Genomic DNA, 19900 nt, shown 5'->3' on the forward strand with positions numbered 1-19900 from the left:
AACAGGGTGTCAAACGCCCAAGACCGACTCAGGAGAGAGTGTCGCCATGTCAAAGAAGAATTTTGAGCGTTCGAAGCCCCACGTCAACGTGGGTACGATTGGTCACGTAGACCACGGCAAGACAACGTTGACGGCGGCGCTGACGCGGGTATGTGCGGAAGTGTTTGGTGGAGAGGCGGTCGCGTTTGACGGTATCGACAATGCCCCCGAAGAGCGCGAGCGCGGTATTACGATTGCGACGTCGCACGTGGAGTACGAGTCAACAGACCGTCACTACGCGCACGTTGATTGCCCCGGACACGCGGACTACGTGAAGAACATGATCACGGGTGCGGCGCAGATGGACGGCGCTATCCTGGTGTGTGGCGCGACCGACGGTCCTATGCCCCAGACCCGTGAGCACATTCTGCTGTCACGTCAGGTCGGTGTTCCCTACATCGTGGTATTCCTGAACAAGGCTGACCTTCTGGCGGAAGATTGCGGTGGTGTTGACTCCGAAGAATTCGAAGAGATGAAAGAGCTGGTTGAGATGGAGCTGCGCGAGCTGCTCGACGCTTACGAGTTCCCGGGTGACGATACCCCGATCATCTGTGGTTCAGCGCTGATGGCGTTGAACGGCGAAGACGACAACGAGCTGGGCACCACTGCCGTCAAGAACCTCGTTGAAGCACTGGATTCGTTCATTCCTGAGCCCGAGCGTGCGATTGACCAGCCGTTCCTGATGCCGGTAGAGGACGTATTCTCTATTTCGGGTCGCGGTACGGTGGTTACCGGTCGTGTTGAGCGCGGTATTGTCAAAGTGGGTGACGAGATCGAGATTGTCGGTATTCGTGACACGCAGAAGACGACCTGTACGGGTGTTGAGATGTTCCGCAAGCTGCTTGACGAAGGCCGGGCGGGCGAGAACGTTGGCGTACTGCTTCGCGGAACCAAGCGCGATGACGTTGAGCGTGGTCAGGTTCTGGCTGTTCCCGGTTCTGTAAACCCGCACACCAAGTTCGAGGCGGAGGTTTATGTACTGTCGAAGGATGAAGGTGGCCGTCATACGCCGTTCTTCAAGGGCTATCGTCCGCAGTTTTACTTCCGTACGACGGACGTAACGGGTGCGGTTGAGTTGCCTGAAGGTGTTGAGATGGTGATGCCGGGTGACAACGTGAACATTGTGGCGACGTTGATTGCCCCGATTGCGATGGAAGAAGGTCTTCGTTTCGCGATCCGAGAGGGTGGCCGCACCGTTGGCGCGGGCGTTGTCGCCAAGATTCTCGACTGATCCTAGTAATCACTGCACCTCGTGTGAGGAGGTGCATCGAGTGCCGAGCCGAACCGCCGTGGGCAGTTCGGCTTCGTCGTCTCTAGTCGGGGCCACGAAAAGGCAGTTAAACCGAGTTGTAGGCCAGTAGCTCAATTGGCAGAGCAGCGGATTCCAAATCCGCAGGTTGGGGGTTCGATTCCCTCCTGGCCTGCCACCCTTAGTCGGGGTGGCGGAGATAGCCGAGGCGGTGAACCCGTCTCTGGAGTGGGTAATTGAAATGAGCGAAACAGCGGCAACAAGTCGACTGGATCCGCTGAAGTGGCTGCTGGTGGTGGCGCTGGTGGCGACCGCGGTGGTCGGCAACAGTTACTACGCCGATCAGTCGCTGCTATACCGCGTGCTGGCGATGGTCGTCATGGCGATTGCTGCGGGTTGGGTTGCATCCACAACCGTAAAAGGCGGTGCGTTCTGGTCGCTGGTAAAAGGGGCGCGTACCGAAATTCGCAAGGTGGTCTGGCCGACACGGCAAGAGACCACCCAGACCACGTTAATCGTGGTCGTGTTCGTCATAGTGATGGCACTGATTCTGTGGGCTCTCGATAGCCTGTTGGGTTGGGTGGCATCGATGTTTATTGGGTAAGGAGAGGCGTTATGGCATTACGATGGTATGTAGTACACGCTTTCTCGCAGTACGAGAAGAAGGTTTGCCTGGCGCTCAAGGAGCGAATTGAGCGCTACGGGATGCAGGATCGCTTTGGCGAAATCATTGTCCCCACGGAAGAGGTCGTGGAGATGAAGGGCGGCCAGAAGCGCAAGAGTGAGCGTAAGTTTTTCCCGGGCTACGTGCTGGTCCAGATGGAGCTCGATGAAGAGACCTGGCACCTCGTCAAGGAAACCCCGCGTGTACTTGGTTTCATTGGCGGCACGGCGGATCAGCCGGCGCCCATTACTGAAAAAGAAGCTCAGGCCATTCTGCAGCGGGTAGAGGCTGGCGTTGATGCACCTCGACCCAAGACCGTTTTCGAGCCCGGCGAAATGGTTCGGGTTATCGACGGTCCCTTCAACGACTTTAATGGCGTTGTGGAAGATGTGAATTACGAAAAGAGCCGCCTGAATGTGGCGGTATTGATCTTTGGCCGGTCAACACCGGTCGAATTGGAGTTTGGTCAGGTCGAAAAGGCCTGATTGGGAAGGGCGCTTTCGAGCGCCTTTGATTGCAACGGCCGCTTAGGCGGCCACGGTGGGGAGCCCGAGGGTGTTAGTCACCGCGACGGCGTTTGAACCCAGGAGTAAAGTCAAATGGCAAAGAAAATCGACGGCTATATCAAGCTGCAGATTCCGGCGGGACAGGCTAACCCCAGTCCTCCGGTAGGTCCAGCCTTGGGCCAGCACGGTGTCAACATCATGGAGTTCTGCAAGGCGTTTAATGCCGAGACGCAGGGTATGGAGCCCGGTCTTCCCACGCCCGTGGTGATTACCGTCTACAGCGACAAGTCTTTTACGTTCATCAAAAAGACGCCGCCGGCATCGGTGTTGTTGCGTAAGGTCGCGGGGATCAAGAAAGGATCCGGCGAGCCCAATACGAATAAAGTAGCAAAAGTAACCCGCGCCCAGCTCGAAGAGGTCGCTACCCAGAAGTGGCCAGACCTTACAGCAGCTGATATGGACGCGGCGGTACGCACCATCGCGGGTAGCGCGCGTTCAGCGGGTATTGATACAGAAGGGGTTAACTGATGGCCAAGTTATCAAAGCGAGTACGCGCTTTCCGGGAAAAGATTGACCCCAACAACAGCTATGCGCTCGATGAGGCGATCGCTCTGCTCAAGGAATTCGGCACGGTGAAGTTCAACGAGACGGTTGAGGTTGCTGTGAACCTTGGCATTGACGCGCGAAAATCGGACCAGGGCGTTCGCGGCGCGACCACATTGCCCCACGGCACCGGTAGCGTCGTCCGCGTTGCGGTATTTACCCAGGGCGAAAATGCGGAAAAGGCGACGGCAGCAGGCGCCGATCTGGTCGGTATGGAAGACCTCGCCGAGCAGATCAAGGGCGGCATGATGGATTTTGATGTGGTTGTGGCATCACCGGATGCCATGCGTGTTGTCGGCCAGTTGGGGCAGATTCTTGGCCCGCGCGGTTTGATGCCGAACCCCAAGACGGGAACGGTAACCCCGGATGTCGAGGGTGCTGTCAAAAATGCCAAGGCCGGTCAGATGCGCTTCCGTACCGATAAAAACGGCATTGTCCACGGCGGTATTGGCAAGGTCGACTTCGAGCCAGAGGCCATTAAGGGCAATCTGGTGGCGGTCCTCGCAGACCTTAAGAAGGCAAAGCCTGCGGCGTCGAAGGGTGTTTATCTCCAGCGCGTGACCCTGTCTACGACAATGGGTCCGGGCGTGGTAATCGATCACGCGGCACTCGATATCTGAGTGCCGTAGCCGCCGATTTTCGGCGGTGTCCTGGCACCTCGGTGCGGGGCGGGGAGGAGTTGGCGTCCAGCGCCGGCTCTTCACTTTGAAGTCTTTGGATAAAGGCATGGGGATTCCCTGGTCCGAACGCTGAAGACTGTCAAAGACCGTAGGTGTCCGATTTTCGGACTTAATGCCCATGAGTGGTGCCTACGCAGATGGTGAGCAGTGTTTCACCAAAGGGTGGTCGGCGTGAGCCGGCCTAAATGCAACTCCAGGAGTTTACCAGTGGCTATTGGACTCAAGGAAAAGAAAGCGATTGTCGCCGAGGTCAATGAGACTGCGGCGAGTGCACTGTCGCTCGTGGTCGCCGATGCACGTGGCGTAACCGTGAGCAGCATGACGGCCTTGCGTCAGTCAGCACGCGATAACCAGGTCATGTTGCGGGTCGTCCGTAACACCCTGGCCAAGCGAGCGCTGGAAGGAACGGACTATGAATGTGTCAACGACACATTGGCTGGTCCGTCCCTGTTTGGATTTTCAATGGAAGATCCAGGCGCAGCAGCACGACTGTTCAAGGATTTCGCCAAGGAGAATGAACACTTCGAGGTGAAGGCACTTTCGGTTAGCGGCGAGCTTTTGGGCGCCGACCAACTGGATCGACTGGCCAAGCTTCCGACGCGCGATGAAGCGTTGTCGATATTGATGAGCGTGATGCAAGCGCCCACCACGAAGCTGGTACAGACCATGCATGCGGTACCGAGCAAGCTGGTTCGTACGCTGGCGGCAGTTCGCGATCAAAAGGAGCAGGCGGCCTGATAGGGCGTTTGTTCACCCCCAACTTTTATTAACGGAGCAAGAAAAATGGCACTTTCAAAAGACGAAATCCTCGACGCTATCGCTGAAATGAGCGTGATGGACATTGTGTCCCTGATCGAGGCAATGGAAGAGAAATTTGGTGTTACCGCGGCAGCGGCTGTTGCTGCAGCGCCTGCGGCTGGCGGTGATGCAGGCGGCGAAGCGGCTGCAGAGAAGGACGAATTTGATGTTGTCCTGACTGCTGCCGGTGAGAAGAAAGTGAACGTCATCAAGGTCGTTCGCGCGATAACAGGCCTCGGCCTGAAGGAAGCAAAAGGTCTGGTCGACGGCGCGCCGTCTCCGATCAAGGAAGGTGCTTCCAAGGACGAAGCGGAAGATATCAAGAAGCAACTTGAGGAAGCCGGCGGTTCCGTCGAACTCAAGTAAGCGAAAAGCGCCCGCCACTGCGGGTATTTTTGCACGGCTGGGGCCCATGCGGGCTCCGGCCTTTTACCGGTTTAGCCACCGGACAATGTCGGGAGTTACCCGATACCACACTGTTGGGGAGTATTGATGGCTTACTCATACACTGAGAAGAAACGAATCCGTAAAGATTTCGGCTCGCTCGAGAAGGTAATGGACATTCCATACCTGCTCGCGATCCAGTTGGACTCCTATCGCAAATTCACCCAGGACGGTGTACCGGTGGACCAGCGCGGCGACTACGGTCTGCACGCAGCGTTCCAATCGGTATTTCCGATCTCCAGCTACAGCGGCAACGCGGCGCTGGAGTACGTTGACTATTCACTGGGCAAGCCCGTTTTTGACGTGGAGGAGTGCCAGCTTCGCGGCACCACCTACGCGTGTCCACTGCGGGTCAAGGTTCGTTTGATGATCTACGACAAGGAGACCTCCTCCAAGTCGATTAAAGACATCAAAGAACAGGAAGTTTATATGGGGGAGATCCCCCTGATGACCGAGAACGGTACCTTTGTCATTAACGGTACCGAGCGCGTTATTGTTTCGCAATTACACCGCTCTCCCGGCGTGTTCTTCGATCATGACAAGGGTAAAACCCACTCTTCGGGCAAGCTGCTTTATTCAGCGCGAGTGATTCCCTACCGTGGTTCGTGGCTTGATTTTGAGTTCGACCCCAAGGATATGGTCTACGCCCGAATCGACCGTCGTCGAAAGTTGCCGGCAACGGTACTGTTGCGCGCCCTCGGTTATCAGTCCGAGGAAATGCTCGAGATGTTTTTCGAGACCACGTCGTTCCAGCTGGGCGATGAGCATTCGGCAACCATGAAGTTGGTGCCTGAGCGTTTGCGTGGTGACATGGCCGCCTTCGACATCATGGCGGACGACAAGGTGCTGGTCGAACGCGGCCGCCGTATCACTGCGCGGCACATCCGCGAGTTGGCGGATGCCGGCGTTGAATATCTGGCCGTGCCCGACGAGTATTTGCTGGGCCGACGCCTTTCCAAAGGTGTGGTCGACACCTCAACCGGTGAAGTGCTGGTCGAGTGCAACACGGAGATCACCCAGGAATTGCTGGATCTCTTGCGCGAAAAAGAGATTAGCGATGTCGATACGATCTACACCAATGAGATCGACTGCGGTCCCTTTATCTCGGATACGCTTGCACAGGACAGCACAACCAATGAGCTGGAAGCGCTGGTAGAAATTTACCGAATGATGCGCCCCGGCGAGCCGCCGACCAAGGAGTCGGCGGAAAACCTGTTCCAGAATTTGTTCTTCTCGCCAGATCGTTACGACCTGTCGGGCGTGGGCCGCATGAAGTTCAATCGTCGGCTGGGCCGCGAAAGCTCCGAAGGTATTGGTACCTTAGACAAGGAAGATATTGTTGATGTCCTGAAGACACTGGTCGATATCCGTAACGGTAAGGGCATCGTCGACGATATTGATCACCTCGGAAACCGTCGTATTCGCTCGGTGGGCGAGATGGCAGAAAACCAGTTCCGCGTGGGTCTCGTTCGCGTTGAGCGTGCGGTCAAGGAGCGTCTCTCCATGGCGGAGAGCGAAGGCTTGATGCCCCAGGACCTGATCAATGCCAAGCCGGTATCGGCAGCTGTGAAGGAGTTCTTTGGTTCGAGCCAACTGTCCCAGTTCATGGATCAGAACAACCCGCTGTCGGAAGTTACCCACAAGCGTCGGGTCTCTGCGCTTGGGCCGGGTGGTCTGACGCGAGAGCGGGCAGGCTTTGAGGTTCGCGACGTACACCCGACCCACTACGGACGAGTGTGCCCGATTGAGACGCCGGAGGGGCCGAACATCGGTTTGATTAACTCGCTGGCCACCTACGCGAGAACCAACGAGTACGGCTTCCTCGAATCACCTTATCGTCGAGTCGTCGACGGCGTGGTGACCGAAGATATCGAATACCTGTCAGCGATTAATGAGGCGGGGCACGTGATTGCCCAGGCGTCTGCAACGCTCGATGAAAACGACCGTTTCGTCGACGAGCTGATCAACGTTCGCCACGGCAACGAATTTACCGTGAAGCCGGCGACCGAAGTCGACTTTATGGACGTATCGCCGAAGCAAGTGGTCTCCATCGCGGCGGCACTCATTCCGTTCCTCGAGCACGATGATGCGAACCGGGCCCTGATGGGTTCGAACATGCAGCGTCAGGCGGTGCCGACATTGCGTGCCGAGAAGCCGCTTGTGGGTACGGGTATGGAGCGTTACGTGGCCGCGGATTCGGGTGTCTGCGAAGTCGCGCGTCGTGGCGGCGTTATCGACTCCGTCGATGCCAGCCGAATTGTTGTTCGTGTCGATGCCGATAAGGTGGGCTCTGACGAGTCGCCGGTCGATATTTACAACCTGACCAAGTACAAGCGTTCCAACCAGAATACGTGTATTAACCAGCGTCCCATTGTGAAGCCCGGCGATGTGGTCGCCCGTGGTGACATTCTTGCCGATGGCCCTTCGGTGGATCTCGGTGAATTGGCTCTGGGTCAGAACATGCGCATCGGGTTCATGCCCTGGAATGGCTATAACTTTGAGGATTCGATTCTTGTTTCTGAGCGTGTTGTCGAAGAGGACCGTTTCACGACAATTCACATTCAGGAGCTGACCTGTATCGCCCGCGACACCAAGCTGGGGTCGGAAGAGGTCACCTCGGACATTCCCAACGTTGGCGAAGGCGCTCTCAGCAAGCTCGATGAGTCGGGCATTGTCTATATCGGTGCCGAGGTTGACGCCGGCGATATCCTGGTCGGCAAGGTAACCCCCAAAGGCGAGACGCAACTGACTCCAGAGGAGAAGCTGCTGCGAGCCATCTTCGGGGAGAAGGCGTCGGATGTTAAAGATACGTCCCTGCGCGTGCCATCAAGTTACAAGGGTACGGTTATCGACGTACAGGTCTTCACCCGCGATGGTCTAGAGAAGGACCCCCGTGCAAAGCAGATCGAAGCGGCGCAGCTTGGGGATTACCGCAAGGACCTCAAGGAAGAGTATCGGATTTACGAAGAGGCGACGTTTGCTCGCCTGACCGGTCTTCTCAAGGGGCAGAAGACCGTCAGTGGTGGCGGACTGCCCAAGGGTACAGAGCTTACCGATGCCGTACTTGCCGACCTTGATCGCGAGCTCTGGTTCAAGATCAAGACCGACGATGCGGCGCTCAATGACCAACTGGCTTCTGCACAGCGCTTGCTTGAAGAGCAGAATACGCTGCTGGAAGAGCGATTCGAAATCAAGAAAGACAAGCTCCAGAGTGGCGATGATCTCGCCCCTGGCGTGCTCAAGATCGTCAAGGTCTACCTTGCGGTCAAGCGCCGTATCCAGCCGGGTGACAAGATGGCCGGTCGGCACGGTAACAAGGGTGTGATCTCGGTCATTATGCCGGTCGAGGATATGCCGTACGACGAGCGAGGAGAGCCAATCGACATCGTGCTCAATCCGCTGGGCGTGCCCTCGCGCATGAACGTGGGGCAGATTCTTGAGACTCACCTGGGCATGGCGGCACGTGGTCTGGGAGTGAAGATCAACGACATGCTCGAGCAACAGGCCAAGCTGAGCCAGTTGCGCGACTTCCTCAAGGAGATCTACAGCCACGCAACCGATTCTCGACGCGATGCGGATATCGACAGCCTCAGCGATCAGGAATTGCTTGATCTGGCCGAGAACCTGCGCGACGGCGTACCCATGGCGACGGCGGTATTCGATGGCGCCCACGAGGATTCCGTCAAGGCGCTGCTGCGAATGGCGGATATCCCCGATAGTGGGCAGCTCAAGCTGTATGACGGCCGCACGGGGGATGTATTCGATCGTCCCGTCACTGTCGGCTACATGTATATGCTCAAGCTGAATCACCTTGTCGATGACAAGATGCACGCGCGTTCTACAGGTTCTTACAGCCTGGTGACCCAGCAGCCTCTCGGCGGCAAGGCCCAGTTTGGTGGCCAGCGCTTCGGAGAGATGGAAGTGTGGGCGCTGGAGGCGTACGGCGCGGCCTATACGCTGCAGGAAATGCTGACCGTCAAGTCGGATGACGTTGCGGGCCGTACCAAAATGTACAAGAACATCGTAGACGGTGATCATCGCATGGAGCCGGGAATGCCCGAGTCCTTCAATGTGTTGATCAAAGAGATTCGCTCGCTGGGTATCGATATTGACCTTGAGTCCGAATCTGATTCGTCAGGTTTCTGAGGAGGGTAGACGTGAAAGATTTATTAAACCTGCTAAGCAGGGAAAAGAACGAAGACTTCGATGCCATCCGCATTGGTCTGGCGTCGCCCGACTTGATTCGGTCCTGGTCCTACGGCGAAGTGAAAAAGCCTGAGACCATCAATTACCGTACCTTCAAGCCGGAGCGGGACGGTCTGTTCTGTGCCAAGATTTTCGGCCCGGTCAAGGACTACGAGTGTCTCTGCGGTAAGTACAAGCGACTCAAGCATCGCGGTGTGATCTGTGAAAAGTGCGGTGTCGAAGTGGCGCTTGCCAAGGTTCGTCGCGAGCGCATGGGTCATATTGAACTGGCTAGCCCCGTGGCGCACATCTGGTTCCTGAAGTCGCTGCCTTCGCGTATCGGTCTCCTGCTCGATATGACGCTGCGGGATATCGAGCGCATTCTTTACTTCGAATCCTATGTGGTCACCGATCCGGGTCTTTCGACGCTGGAACAGGGGCAGCTGCTGAATGACGAGCAGTACTACGAGTCGATGGAAGAATTCGGCGATGAATTCACCGCCAAAATGGGCGCTGAGGCCATCCAGGATCTGATGAACCAGATTGAGTTGGCATCTGAGATCGAGCGCCTGCGCGAGGAAATCCCGGCTACCAATTCAGAAACCAAGATCAAGAAGTTGTCCAAGCGTTTGAAGCTGATGGAAGCGTTCGCCAATTCGGGTAATCGCCCGGAGTGGATGATCCTGAATGCCTTGCCGGTATTGCCGCCGGATCTGCGCCCACTGGTACCGTTGGAAGGTGGGCGCTTCGCCACCTCTGACCTGAACGATTTATACCGTCGCGTCATTAACCGCAACAACCGACTCAAGCGGCTACTCGACCTCAATGCGCCGGATATTATTGTGCGCAATGAGAAGCGAATGCTGCAGGAGTCGGTTGACGCCTTACTGGACAACGGTCGACGTGGCCGTGCGATTACCGGTTCCAACAAGCGCCCACTCAAATCGCTGGCCGATATGATTAAAGGCAAACAGGGCCGTTTCCGCCAGAACCTGTTGGGTAAGCGGGTTGATTACTCCGGTCGCTCGGTGATTGTGACCGGTCCGACCCTGCGTCTGCATCAGTGTGGTCTGCCCAAGAAAATGGCGCTGGAGCTGTTTAAGCCGTTTATTTTTGGCAAGCTCGAGCATCGTGGCCTGGCCAGTACGATCAAGGCCGCCAAGAAGATGGTCGAGCGCGAGCCACCCGAAGTGTGGGATATCCTCGCTGAAGTGATTCGCGAGCATCCGGTATTGCTTAACCGGGCGCCGACGCTTCACCGTCTTGGCATTCAGGCGTTCGAGCCGGTACTGATTGAGGGTAAAGCCATCCAGCTGCACCCGCTCGTCTGTGCCGCTTATAACGCGGACTTCGATGGCGACCAGATGGCGGTTCACGTGCCCCTGACGATCGAAGCGCAGCTCGAAGCGCGTGCCTTGATGATGTCCACCAATAACATCCTCTCCCCGGCGAGTGGTGATCCCATTATCGTGCCCTCACAGGACGTGGTACTGGGTCTTTATTACATGACCCGCGAGCGTATTAATGCGCCCGGTGAAGGTATGGTGTTTGCGGATGCCGCGGAAGTAGAGCGCGCTTACGCGAGTGGACGTGTTGACCTTCAGGCGCGTATCAAGGTGCGGATTGACGAGACCTTGTATTTTTATCAGGACGAGCCTGAGTCGAGAACTCGAATCGTCGATACCACCGTGGGGCGCGCCTTGCTGTGGGGCATCGTACCGACCGGTTTGTCCTACGATTTGATCAACCGCGACATGGTCAAGAAAGCCATCTCGGAAGTGATCAACCACTGCTACCGTGTGGTGGGTCTCAAGTCGACGGTCATCTTTGCCGATCAACTGATGTACACCGGTTATGAGTACTCAACAAAGTCGGGCTCCTCGATTGGGGTCAACGATTTTGAGATCCCCGACGAGAAGGCGGAGCTGATCGACAAGGCCGATGCCGAAGTGGCGGAGATTGAAGAGCAGTTCGCCTCAGGTCTTGTCACCCAGGGTGAAAAATACAACAAGGTGATCGATATCTGGTCGCGCACCAATGAGCAGGTGTCCAAATCGATGATGGCCGGGCTGTCCAAAGAGACGGTTACCAATCGCGATGGTGAGAAGGAGGAGCAAGCGTCGTTCAACTCGGTGTACATGTATGCCGACTCGGGAGCGCGAGGTTCACCCGCACAGATTCGTCAGCTGGCCGGTATGCGTGGTTTGATGGCGAAGCCGGATGGCTCGATTATCGAAACGCCGATCACGGCCAACTTCCGTGAGGGGCTTAACGTACTGCAGTACTTTATTTCCACCCACGGTGCTCGAAAGGGCCTCGCTGACACCGCCCTGAAGACGGCCAACTCTGGATACCTGACTCGCCGACTGGTGGATGTGTCCCAGGACGTGGTGGTTACCGAGGTCGATTGTGGCGCTGATTATGGTTTGCTGATGACGCCGGTGATCGATGGTGGCGATATTATTGAATCGCTCGCCGATCGTGTTCTGGGCCGTATTGTTGCCAAAGACGTACTCAATCCCGGTACCGATGAGGTGTTGCTTGAAGCCGGAACCATGGTTGACGAGGTCTGGACCAAGCGTCTCGAGGAACTCGGCATCGACGAAGTCGAGGTGCGTTCTCCCATCACCTGTCAGACGCGCTATGGAATCTGTTCGTCCTGTTACGGTCGCGATCTGGGTCGAGGCCATCAGGTCAACATGGGTGAAGCCATTGGCGTGGTTGCTGCTCAATCCATCGGTGAGCCGGGTACCCAGCTCACCATGCGGACTTTCCACATTGGTGGTGCCGCTTCCGGGCAGGCTGCTCAGGACAGCATTCAGGTCAATGCCGACGGTGTGGTTAAACTGCACAATATCAAGGTGGTCGATCGTGCCGATGATTCACTGGTAGCGGTGTCCCGCTCGGGTGAACTCTCGCTGTTGGATGCGGTCGGTCGAGAGCGTGAGCGATACAAGGTTCCTTACGGCGCCGTGATCAAAGTGCACGATGAGGCTCAGGTTTCGGCGGGCGATGTGGTCGCAAGCTGGGATCCCCACACCCACCCCATCATCACCGAGGTGGCGGGTACTGTGAAATTCAGCGGTATGGAAGAGGGCGTGACCATCAAGCGCCAGACCGATGAATTTACGGGTCTTTCCAGTATTTCTGTGATGGATGTAGGCGAACGACCCACCGCGGGTAAGGACATGCGTCCTGCGGTAGCGCTGGTTGATGACCAGGGCAAGGAGCTGTGCATTGCCGGTACCAATGTTCCTGCGCACTACTTCCTGCCACCGCTGGCCATGGTCAACCTTGAAGATGGTGCGACCGTCGGAGTGGGCGATATCATCGCTCGTATTCCGCAGGAAGGATCGAAAACTCGTGACATCACGGGTGGCCTGCCTCGGGTTGCCGATTTGTTTGAAGCGCGCAAGCCCAAAGAACCTGCGATTCTCGCGGAAATCTCGGGAACCGTCAGCTTCGGTAAGGAAACCAAGGGCAAGCGTCGCCTGGTCATAACACCCACCGACGGCTCAACACTGCCAGATGGCTCTGATCACTACGAAGAACTGATTCCCAAGTGGCGCCAGCTCTCCGTGTTCGAGGGCGAACAGGTTGAAAAGGGCGAGATTGTCTCCGAAGGGCCGCTGAGTCCCCACGACATTCTGCGCCTCAAGGGCATCTCGGAACTGGCAAAGTACATTGTCAATGAGATTCAGGAGGTTTATCGCCTCCAGGGTGTGAAGATCAATGACAAGCACATCGAAGTCATTGTTCGACAGATGCTGCGCAAGGTGGTTATCAGCAGCTCCGGCGAGTCGTCGTTGATCAAGGGCGAGCAGGTTGAGTACACCACGTTCCTTGAGGAATGTGATCGTCTGAACGCCGAAGGTCTGGTGGCACCTACCGCAGAACGCGAACTGCTGGGTATTACCAAGGCGTCGCTGGCGACCGAGAGCTTTATCTCGGCGGCATCGTTCCAGGAAACGACCCGGGTGCTTACGGAAGCCGCGGTTACCGGCAAACGGGATTACCTGCGTGGTCTCAAGGAAAATGTGATTGTCGGTCGACTGATTCCTGCGGGTACGGGCCTTTCCTACCACGAGGAGCGTCGACGCAAGTCCCAGGATGAGGGTGAGCTGTCTATCCAGATGTCCGACGAAGAGTTCCAGGAGAGTTTTGCCGAGGAAATGGAGAAGGCCGGAACCGACAACGCCTGATCGAGGGGGCGGCTCTTGTGGTCGCCTGAAACCTCGAATGAGCTCGATAATGTGGAAAAGGTGTGCTTGACCCCCTCGTAGGGGGTCTATAGAATGCGCGCTCTTTTTATTGGGGGTAAAACCCCGAATGAATATGGAGTTAAAGCCTAATGGCAACGATTAACCAGCTGGTGCGCAAGCCGCGCAAGCGCAAAGTGGCGGCGAGCGATGTAAAAGCGCTTCAGGCCTGCCCCCAGCGCCGAGGCGTTTGCACCCGTGTGTATACCACGACACCGAAGAAGCCGAATTCAGCGCTGCGTAAGGTGTGTCGTGTTCGACTCACCAACGGTTATGAGGTCTCCTCGTATATCGGTGGTGAAGGCCACAACCTGCAGGAGCACAGCGTTGTGCTTATTCGCGGCGGCCGTGTCAAGGATCTTCCCGGCGTGCGTTATCACACGGTCCGTGGAAGCCTGGATACATCGGGCGTCTCTGATCGACGCCAGGGTCGGTCCAAGTACGGCGCCAAGCGACCCAAGTAATACCAGCGGCCTTTACTGGCCGAGAAAATGAGTCGGTGCCAGCTGCGCCGACAGTAAGGCCGAGCCTCATGAATCCTCATGTCGTGCCCGGGTAGCCCTGAAGAGCAAAGGTAAAAATCATGCCAAGAAGACGCGTTGTTGCAAAACGTGAAGTACTGCCGGATCCCAAATTCGGCAACACCACTCTCGCCAAATTTATGAATCACGTGATGGTCAGCGGTAAGAAATCTACTGCGGAATCGATCATCTATGGCGCACTCGACCTCGTTGAAGAGCGTACCAAGCGTGACCCTATCGAAGTGTTTGACGAAGCGCTCGAAAACATTGCGCCAATGGTCGAGGTGAAGTCGCGTCGTGTGGGTGGTGCTACCTATCAGGTCCCCGTTGAAGTGCGCCCTTCGCGTCGTGTAGCGCTGTCCATGCGATGGCTTGTTGATTACGCCAGAAACCGTGGTGAGAAATCTATGCGTCAGCGTCTGGCTGGCGAAATTGTCGATGCGGCGCAGGGCAAGGGTAACGCGGTGAAGAAGCGCGAAGACGTCCACCGTATGGCAGAAGCCAACAAGGCATTCTCCCACTTCCGCTTCTAAGCGGCTGACTAACCCAAATTCGAGGAATTTATCGTGGCTCGTAAGACTCCGATTAACCGCTACCGCAACATCGGTATTTGTGCTCACGTGGACGCGGGTAAAACCACCACCACCGAGCGCGTTCTTTTTTACACCGGCCTGTCCCACAAAATTGGTGAAGTTCACGATGGTGCGGCCACGATGGACTGGATGGAACAGGAACAGGAGCGTGGTATTACCATCACCTCCGCGGCGACGACTTGCTTCTGGCAGGGAATGCAGCAGCAATTCGATCAGCACCGCGTCAATATCATCGATACCCCCGGACACGTTGACTTCACGATTGAGGTAGAGCGATCACTGCGCGTACTCGATGGTGCTGTCGTGGTTCTGTGTGGTTCTTCAGGCGTGCAGCCCCAGACTGAGACCGTCTGGCGGCAGGCCAACAAGTACGAAGTGCCGCGCATGGTCTTTGTCAACAAAATGGACCGCGCGGGTGCCAGCTTCGATATGGTTGTTAACCAGCTCCGTGAACGGCTCGGCGCTAATGCAGTCCCTATCCAGATGACGATTGGCGCCGAAGACGAGTTCACCGGTGTGGTCGACCTCGTGGTCAATAAGACCATTATCTGGAACGAAGATGATATGGGTGTCACCTTTGAATACGGTGAAATCCCTGCTGACATGGTCGATAAGTGTGCCGAAATGCGCGAGTACATGATCGAAGCGGCGGCAGAAGCCAACGATGAATTGATGGACAAGTACCTTGAGGGTGGCGAGCTGACCATCGAGGAGATCAAGAAGGGGCTGCGTATTCGGACCCTGGCTAACGAGATTGTTCCGGTCCTGGGTGGTTCGGCGTTCAAGAACAAGGGCGTTCAGGCCGTGTTGGACGCTGTGGTTGAATACCTGCCTTCGCCAACTGAAGTGAAGGCTATTGAAGGTACTCTGGACGATGCCGATGAGACCCCCGCGACTCGGGAAGCAGACGACGAAGCTCCTTTTGCAGCACTCGCGTTCAAGATTGCTACCGATCCTTTCGTCGGTACCCTGACCTTTTTCCGGGTTTATTCCGGCCGTCTTGAGAGCGGCACTGCGGTGTACAACTCGGTGAAAATGAAGAAGGAACGCGTCGGCCGTATGGTGCAGATGCACTCAAACAGCCGCGAAGAGATCAAGGAAGTACTGGCGGGCGACATCGCCGCTGCCATCGGCCTTAAAGACGTCACGACCGGCGACACCCTGTGCGATGCCGACAACAAGATTGTCCTCGAACGAATGGAGTTCCCTGAGCCGGTAATCTCGGTAGCCGTCGAGCCCAAGTCAAAGGCCGACCAGGAGAAGATGGGCGTCGCGCTGGGCAAGCTGGCGCAGGAGGATCCCTCTTTCCGCGTCAAGACCGACGAGGAAACCGGACAGACGATTATCTCGGGCATGGGTGAGCTTCACCTCGATATTATTGTCGACCGCATGCGTCGTGAGTTCAGTGTTGAGGCCAACATTGGTAAGCCGCAGGTGGCCTACCGTGAGCGAATCCGCAACACCACTGAAATCGAAGGCAAGTTTGTACGCCAGTCGGGTGGTCGTGGTCAGTACGGCCACGTCTGGATCAAGTTTGAGCCGGGTGAAGAAGAAGGCGCAGACGGTGTCGAATTCGTTAACGAAATCGTTGGCGGCGTGGTTCCGAAGGAATACATCCCGGCGGTCCAAAAGGGCATTCAGGAACAGGCCCAGAACGGTATTTTGGCGGGCTACCCGCTGCTGGGCCTGAAGGCGACGCTTTACGACGGCTCTTTTCACGATGTCGACTCCAACGAGATGGCGTTCAAGATCGCCGCAAGCATGGCGACCAAGAAGTTGGCTGAGTCCGGCGGTGCGGCATTGCTTGAGCCGGTAATGAAGGTCGAGGTCGTGACCCCCGAAGAGAACATGGGCGATGTCGTTGGCGATCTGAACCGTCGACGTGGACTGATTCTGGGTATGGACGAGAACCCAACGGGTAAGGTAGTCAATGCCGAAGTGCCCCTGGCGGAAATGTTCGGCTACGCCACGGATCTCCGATCGGCGACCCAGGGCCGCGCCACTTACACAATGGAGTTTGCCAAGTACTCCGAGGCGCCGAACAACATCGCACAGGAAATTATTTCAAAAAACCAGACGGGATAATCGTCTGTCAACACAGAGGTGACTGGAAATGTCAAAGAAATCATTTGAGCGTTCGAAGCCCCACGTCAACGTGGGTACGATTGGTCACGTAGACCACGGCAAGACGACGTTGACGGCGGCGCTGACGCGGGTCTGTGCGGAAGTGTTTGGTGGAGAGGCGGTCGCGTTTGACGGTATCGACAATGCCCCCGAAGAGCGCGAGCGCGGTATTACGATTGCGACGTCGCACGTGGAGTACGAGTCAACAGACCGTCACTACGCGCACGTTGACTGCCCCGGACACGCGGACTACGTGAAGAACATGATCACGGGTGCGGCGCAGATGGACGGCGCTATCCTGGTGTGTGGCGCGACCGACGGTCCTATGCCCCAGACCCGTGAGCACATTCTGCTGTCACGTCAGGTCGGTGTTCCCTACATCGTGGTATTCCTGAACAAGGCTGACCTTCTGGCGGAAGATTGCGGTGGTGTTGACTCCGAAGAATTCGAAGAGATGAAAGAGCTGGTTGAGATGGAGCTGCGCGAGCTGCTCGACGCTTACGAGTTCCCGGGTGACGATACCCCGATCATCTGTGGTTCAGCGCTGATGGCGTTGAACGGCGAAGACGACAACGAGCTGGGCACCACTGCCGTCAAGAACCTCGTTGAAGCACTGGATTCGTTCATTCCCGAGCCCGAGCGTGCGATTGACCAGCCGTTCCTGATGCCGGTAGAGGACGTATTCTCTATTTCGGGTCGCGGTACGGTGGTTACCGGTCGTGTTGAGCGCGGTATTGTCAAAGTGGGTGACGAGATCGAGATTGTCGGTATTCGTGACACGCAGAAGACGACCTGTACGGGTGTTGAGATGTTCCGCAAGCTGCTTGACGAAGGCCGGGCGGGCGAGAACGTTGGCGTACTGCTTCGCGGAACCAAGCGCGATGACGTTGAGCGTGGTCAGGTTCTGGCTGTTCCCGGTTCTGTAAACCCGCACACCAAGTTCGAGGCAGAGGTTTACGTACTGTCGAAGGATGAAGGTGGCCGTCATACGCCGTTCTTCAAGGGCTATCGTCCGCAGTTTTACTTCCGTACGACGGACGTAACGGGTGCGGTTGAGTTGCCTGAAGGTGTTGAGATGGTGATGCCGGGTGACAACGTGAACATTGTGGCGACGTTGATTGCCCCGATTGCGATGGAAGAAGGTCTTCGTTTCGCGATCCGCGAGGGTGGCCGCACGGTTGGCGCAGGCGTTGTCGCCAAGATTCTCGACTGATCTGTATCGAAGCTCGATTAAAAGCCCGCCCTGTGCGGGCTTTTTTGTGCCTTTAATACGGGGCTGTTTTCAGTCGCCGGTTCGTGTGTTTTGCTCCGCGATCTGCCCATTGAGCGTGAACAGGTCGTAAAGCCAGCCAAAGCCCAGCAGACCAAGTGTCAGCAGCCAGACGATTCCGGACCCCATCTTTCCCTGATAAAACCGGTGGGCACCGAAGATTCCAAGGAGCAGCCACAGCACCCAGGCGAGATTGTAGTCCAGCGGGCCCCCGGGAAGGCTGGCTTGGGCCTCATCGGCCATGTCTGGGATTAGAAACAGGTCGATGATCCAGCCGATCAGGAACAGGCCGCCGGTGAGGAGCCAGAGCAAGCCGGTCAGCTGGCGGTTGAAGTAGAAGCGGTGCAGGCCCATGAAGCCGAGCAGCCAGAATAGATAGCCCAGAAAAGGGGTGTGGTCGGACCTCGTGGAATCGTCGTACTGCATGTTACCTCCTTGTAGACACGCGTTTCGGCTTGTTTCCTCCGCAGTCAGTCGGCGGAGCGGGTAATTTTGCCAAAATCACCCGGGTTGAGAAATTAACATTAAACGCGTGTTGACACCCCAGGGGGGCATCAGTAGACTTCGCTCTCTTTTTTCGCGGGGTCCCAAGCGGCGCCCCGGTTTTTTGGGAGCAACATTGTGCAAAATCAGCGTATCCGTATCCGTCTGAAAGCGTTTGACCACAAGCTTATCGACGCGTCGACCGAGGAAATCGTCGAAACTGCCCGCCGCACAGGCGCTCAGGTTCGAGGCCCGATTCCTCTGCCGACCAAAAAGGAAAAGTTTACTATTCTGACTTCTCCGCACGTCAACAAGGACGCCCGTGACCAGTACGAAATCCGCACGCACAAGCGCTTGCTCGACATCGTTGAGCCGACAGAAAAAACTGTCGACGCATTGATGAAGCTTGACCTGGCGGCTGGTGTAGAAGTTCAGATCAGCCTCGGTTAAGCGCCAAACAATTTGTTAGACCTGCCCGGCATTGGCCGGGTGTGTAACGTCCGAACGGGACCGCCTTTAGGCCCCCGGTAAGGGCGGCCATAGAGGGTTAAGCCCCGTACACTGTGAGGTTAGAAGCCATGACTATTGGTGTAGTCGGCCGTAAGTCGGGAATGACACGTGTCTTTACCGATGAAGGCGTATCAGTACCAGTGACCGTAGTGGAGATCGCTCCAAACCGAGTCACTCAACTCAAAGATCTCGATACCGATGGGTACCGAGCCATTCAGGTAACTGCGGGAGACCGCAAAGCCTCCAAGGTCAGCCGGGCCGAAGCCGGCCATTTTGCCAAGGCGGGCGTCGCCGCGGGTAATGGTCTGTGGGAGTTCCGTCTCGACGGCTCAGAAGAGCAGTTCGAGATCGGCGCTGAGCTGACGGTTGAGCGATTCGAACAGGGCCAGAAGGTCGATGTTTGTGGGCAGTCCAAAGGTAAGGGATTCCAGGGTGCTGTTAAGCGCTGGAACTTCCGCATGCAGGACGCTACCCACGGTAACTCACTGTCGCACCGCGCGCCGGGATCCATCGGCCAATGCCAGACCCCGGGTCGGGTGTTTAAAGGCAAGAAGATGGCTGGTCATATGGGCGCCGAGCGCGTGACCACGCAGGGCCTCGAGGTCGTGCGTGTTGATGTGGAGCGCAATCTGTTGTTGATCAAGGGCGCCGTACCTGGCGCGCCGGGCGGCGACGTGATTGTGTTGCCAGCGGTTAAGGGCTAAGGGGGCGACCTGTGGAATTGAATGTAGTTAAGCCCGGTGAGGCAGCTGCCGGAACGGTTTCCGTTTCCGAGGCTACCTTTGCGCGGGATTACAACGAGTCGCTGGTGCACCAGGTGGTCACGGCCTATCTGGCTGGCGCCCGTCAAGGCACTCGTGCACAGAAAAATCGATCTGCGGTTGCCGGTGGCGGTAAGAAGCCATGGCGTCAAAAGGGCACCGGTCGCGCTCGTGCGGGCACGATTCGTTCGCCAATCTGGCGCAGTGGCGG

At 56.8% G+C, this 19900-nt stretch carries 16 protein-coding genes, 1 tRNA gene and 1 pseudogene; 17 read left to right on the plus strand and 1 reads right to left on the minus strand.

Annotated elements, in window-relative coordinates; all coding sequences use genetic code 11:
- Nucleotides 1–46 precede the first annotated feature (46 nt).
- From tuf (NOR51B_RS07950) to tuf (NOR51B_RS08015), 14 genes are all read left to right on the plus strand, one after another.
- A complete protein-coding gene (gene tuf / locus NOR51B_RS07950) occupies nucleotides 47–1270 on the plus strand; it encodes an elongation factor Tu (protein ID WP_009019177.1) in 1224 nt (407 codons plus the stop codon).
- Between the two features lie 120 nt (nucleotides 1271–1390).
- Nucleotides 1391–1466, plus strand: a tRNA-Trp gene (locus tag NOR51B_RS07955).
- Between the two features lie 63 nt (nucleotides 1467–1529).
- Nucleotides 1530–1892, plus strand: a complete 363-nt coding sequence (secE, locus tag NOR51B_RS07960) for a preprotein translocase subunit SecE (RefSeq protein WP_040482463.1) — start codon at nucleotides 1530–1532, stop codon at nucleotides 1890–1892.
- An 11-nt stretch (nucleotides 1893–1903) separates the two neighbouring features.
- Nucleotides 1904–2437 (plus strand): transcription termination/antitermination protein NusG, encoded by a 534-nt coding sequence (nusG, locus tag NOR51B_RS07965; RefSeq protein WP_009019545.1) that lies wholly within the window; start codon nucleotides 1904–1906, stop codon nucleotides 2435–2437.
- Between the two features lie 114 nt (nucleotides 2438–2551).
- Nucleotides 2552–2986, plus strand: a complete 435-nt coding sequence (gene rplK, locus NOR51B_RS07970; protein ID WP_009021171.1) for a 50S ribosomal protein L11 — start codon at nucleotides 2552–2554, stop codon at nucleotides 2984–2986.
- Nucleotides 2986–3681 carry a 50S ribosomal protein L1 gene (rplA, locus tag NOR51B_RS07975; protein ID WP_009021701.1) on the plus strand — a complete coding sequence of 232 codons (696 nt, stop codon included), beginning with the start codon at nucleotides 2986–2988 and terminating at the stop codon, nucleotides 3679–3681. Before rplK ends, rplA begins: the two co-directional genes overlap by 1 nt.
- A gap of 267 nt (nucleotides 3682–3948) precedes the next feature.
- Nucleotides 3949–4479: a 50S ribosomal protein L10 gene (rplJ, locus tag NOR51B_RS07980; RefSeq protein ID WP_009021287.1), complete on the plus strand. Its 531-nt coding sequence runs from the start codon at nucleotides 3949–3951 to the stop codon at nucleotides 4477–4479.
- A 45-nt stretch (nucleotides 4480–4524) separates the two neighbouring features.
- Nucleotides 4525–4905 (plus strand): 50S ribosomal protein L7/L12, encoded by a 381-nt coding sequence (gene rplL, locus NOR51B_RS07985; protein WP_009019447.1) that lies wholly within the window; start codon nucleotides 4525–4527, stop codon nucleotides 4903–4905.
- A 126-nt stretch (nucleotides 4906–5031) separates the two neighbouring features.
- Nucleotides 5032–9129: a DNA-directed RNA polymerase subunit beta gene (gene rpoB, locus NOR51B_RS07990; protein WP_009020452.1), complete on the plus strand. Its 4098-nt coding sequence runs from the start codon at nucleotides 5032–5034 to the stop codon at nucleotides 9127–9129.
- A gap of 11 nt (nucleotides 9130–9140) precedes the next feature.
- Nucleotides 9141–13370, plus strand: a complete 4230-nt coding sequence (rpoC, locus tag NOR51B_RS07995) for a DNA-directed RNA polymerase subunit beta' (protein WP_009019569.1) — start codon at nucleotides 9141–9143, stop codon at nucleotides 13368–13370.
- A gap of 149 nt (nucleotides 13371–13519) precedes the next feature.
- Complete coding sequence (gene rpsL / locus NOR51B_RS08000) at nucleotides 13520–13891, plus strand: 30S ribosomal protein S12 (protein WP_009019969.1); 372 nt, start codon at nucleotides 13520–13522, stop codon at nucleotides 13889–13891.
- 119 nt (nucleotides 13892–14010) lie between these two features.
- Complete coding sequence (gene rpsG / locus NOR51B_RS08005; protein ID WP_009020377.1) at nucleotides 14011–14481, plus strand: 30S ribosomal protein S7; 471 nt, start codon at nucleotides 14011–14013, stop codon at nucleotides 14479–14481.
- Between the two features lie 33 nt (nucleotides 14482–14514).
- The gene (fusA, locus tag NOR51B_RS08010; protein ID WP_040481935.1) at nucleotides 14515–16626 is read left to right on the plus strand and encodes an elongation factor G; all 2112 of its coding nucleotides are present in this window, start codon (nucleotides 14515–14517) and stop codon (nucleotides 16624–16626) included.
- Between the two features lie 28 nt (nucleotides 16627–16654).
- Nucleotides 16655–17878 carry an elongation factor Tu gene (gene tuf, locus NOR51B_RS08015; RefSeq protein ID WP_009019194.1) on the plus strand — a complete coding sequence of 408 codons (1224 nt, stop codon included), beginning with the start codon at nucleotides 16655–16657 and terminating at the stop codon, nucleotides 17876–17878.
- 69 nt (nucleotides 17879–17947) lie between these two features.
- Here tuf (NOR51B_RS08015) and NOR51B_RS08020 read toward each other — a convergent pair whose 3' ends face one another.
- Complete coding sequence (locus NOR51B_RS08020) at nucleotides 17948–18361, minus strand: NINE protein (protein WP_009021303.1); 414 nt, start codon at nucleotides 18359–18361, stop codon at nucleotides 17948–17950.
- A 195-nt stretch (nucleotides 18362–18556) separates the two neighbouring features.
- Between NOR51B_RS08020 and rpsJ the strand changes: the two genes are divergently transcribed.
- From rpsJ to NOR51B_RS15935, 3 genes and pseudogenes are all read left to right on the plus strand, one after another.
- Nucleotides 18557–18868 (plus strand): 30S ribosomal protein S10, encoded by a 312-nt coding sequence (gene rpsJ, locus NOR51B_RS08025; RefSeq protein WP_009020610.1) that lies wholly within the window; start codon nucleotides 18557–18559, stop codon nucleotides 18866–18868.
- A gap of 128 nt (nucleotides 18869–18996) precedes the next feature.
- On the plus strand, nucleotides 18997–19632 hold the full coding sequence (rplC, locus tag NOR51B_RS08030; RefSeq protein WP_009020756.1) for a 50S ribosomal protein L3: 636 nt from the start codon (nucleotides 18997–18999) through the stop codon (nucleotides 19630–19632).
- A 113-nt stretch (nucleotides 19633–19745) separates the two neighbouring features.
- Nucleotides 19746–19900 (plus strand): annotated as a pseudogene (locus NOR51B_RS15935) (hypothetical protein); the annotation flags it as partial.

The sequence above is a fragment of the Luminiphilus syltensis NOR5-1B genome (genome assembly GCF_000158175.1).
In the GTDB taxonomy this organism is placed as follows: Bacteria; Pseudomonadota; Gammaproteobacteria; order Pseudomonadales; family Halieaceae; genus Luminiphilus; species Luminiphilus syltensis.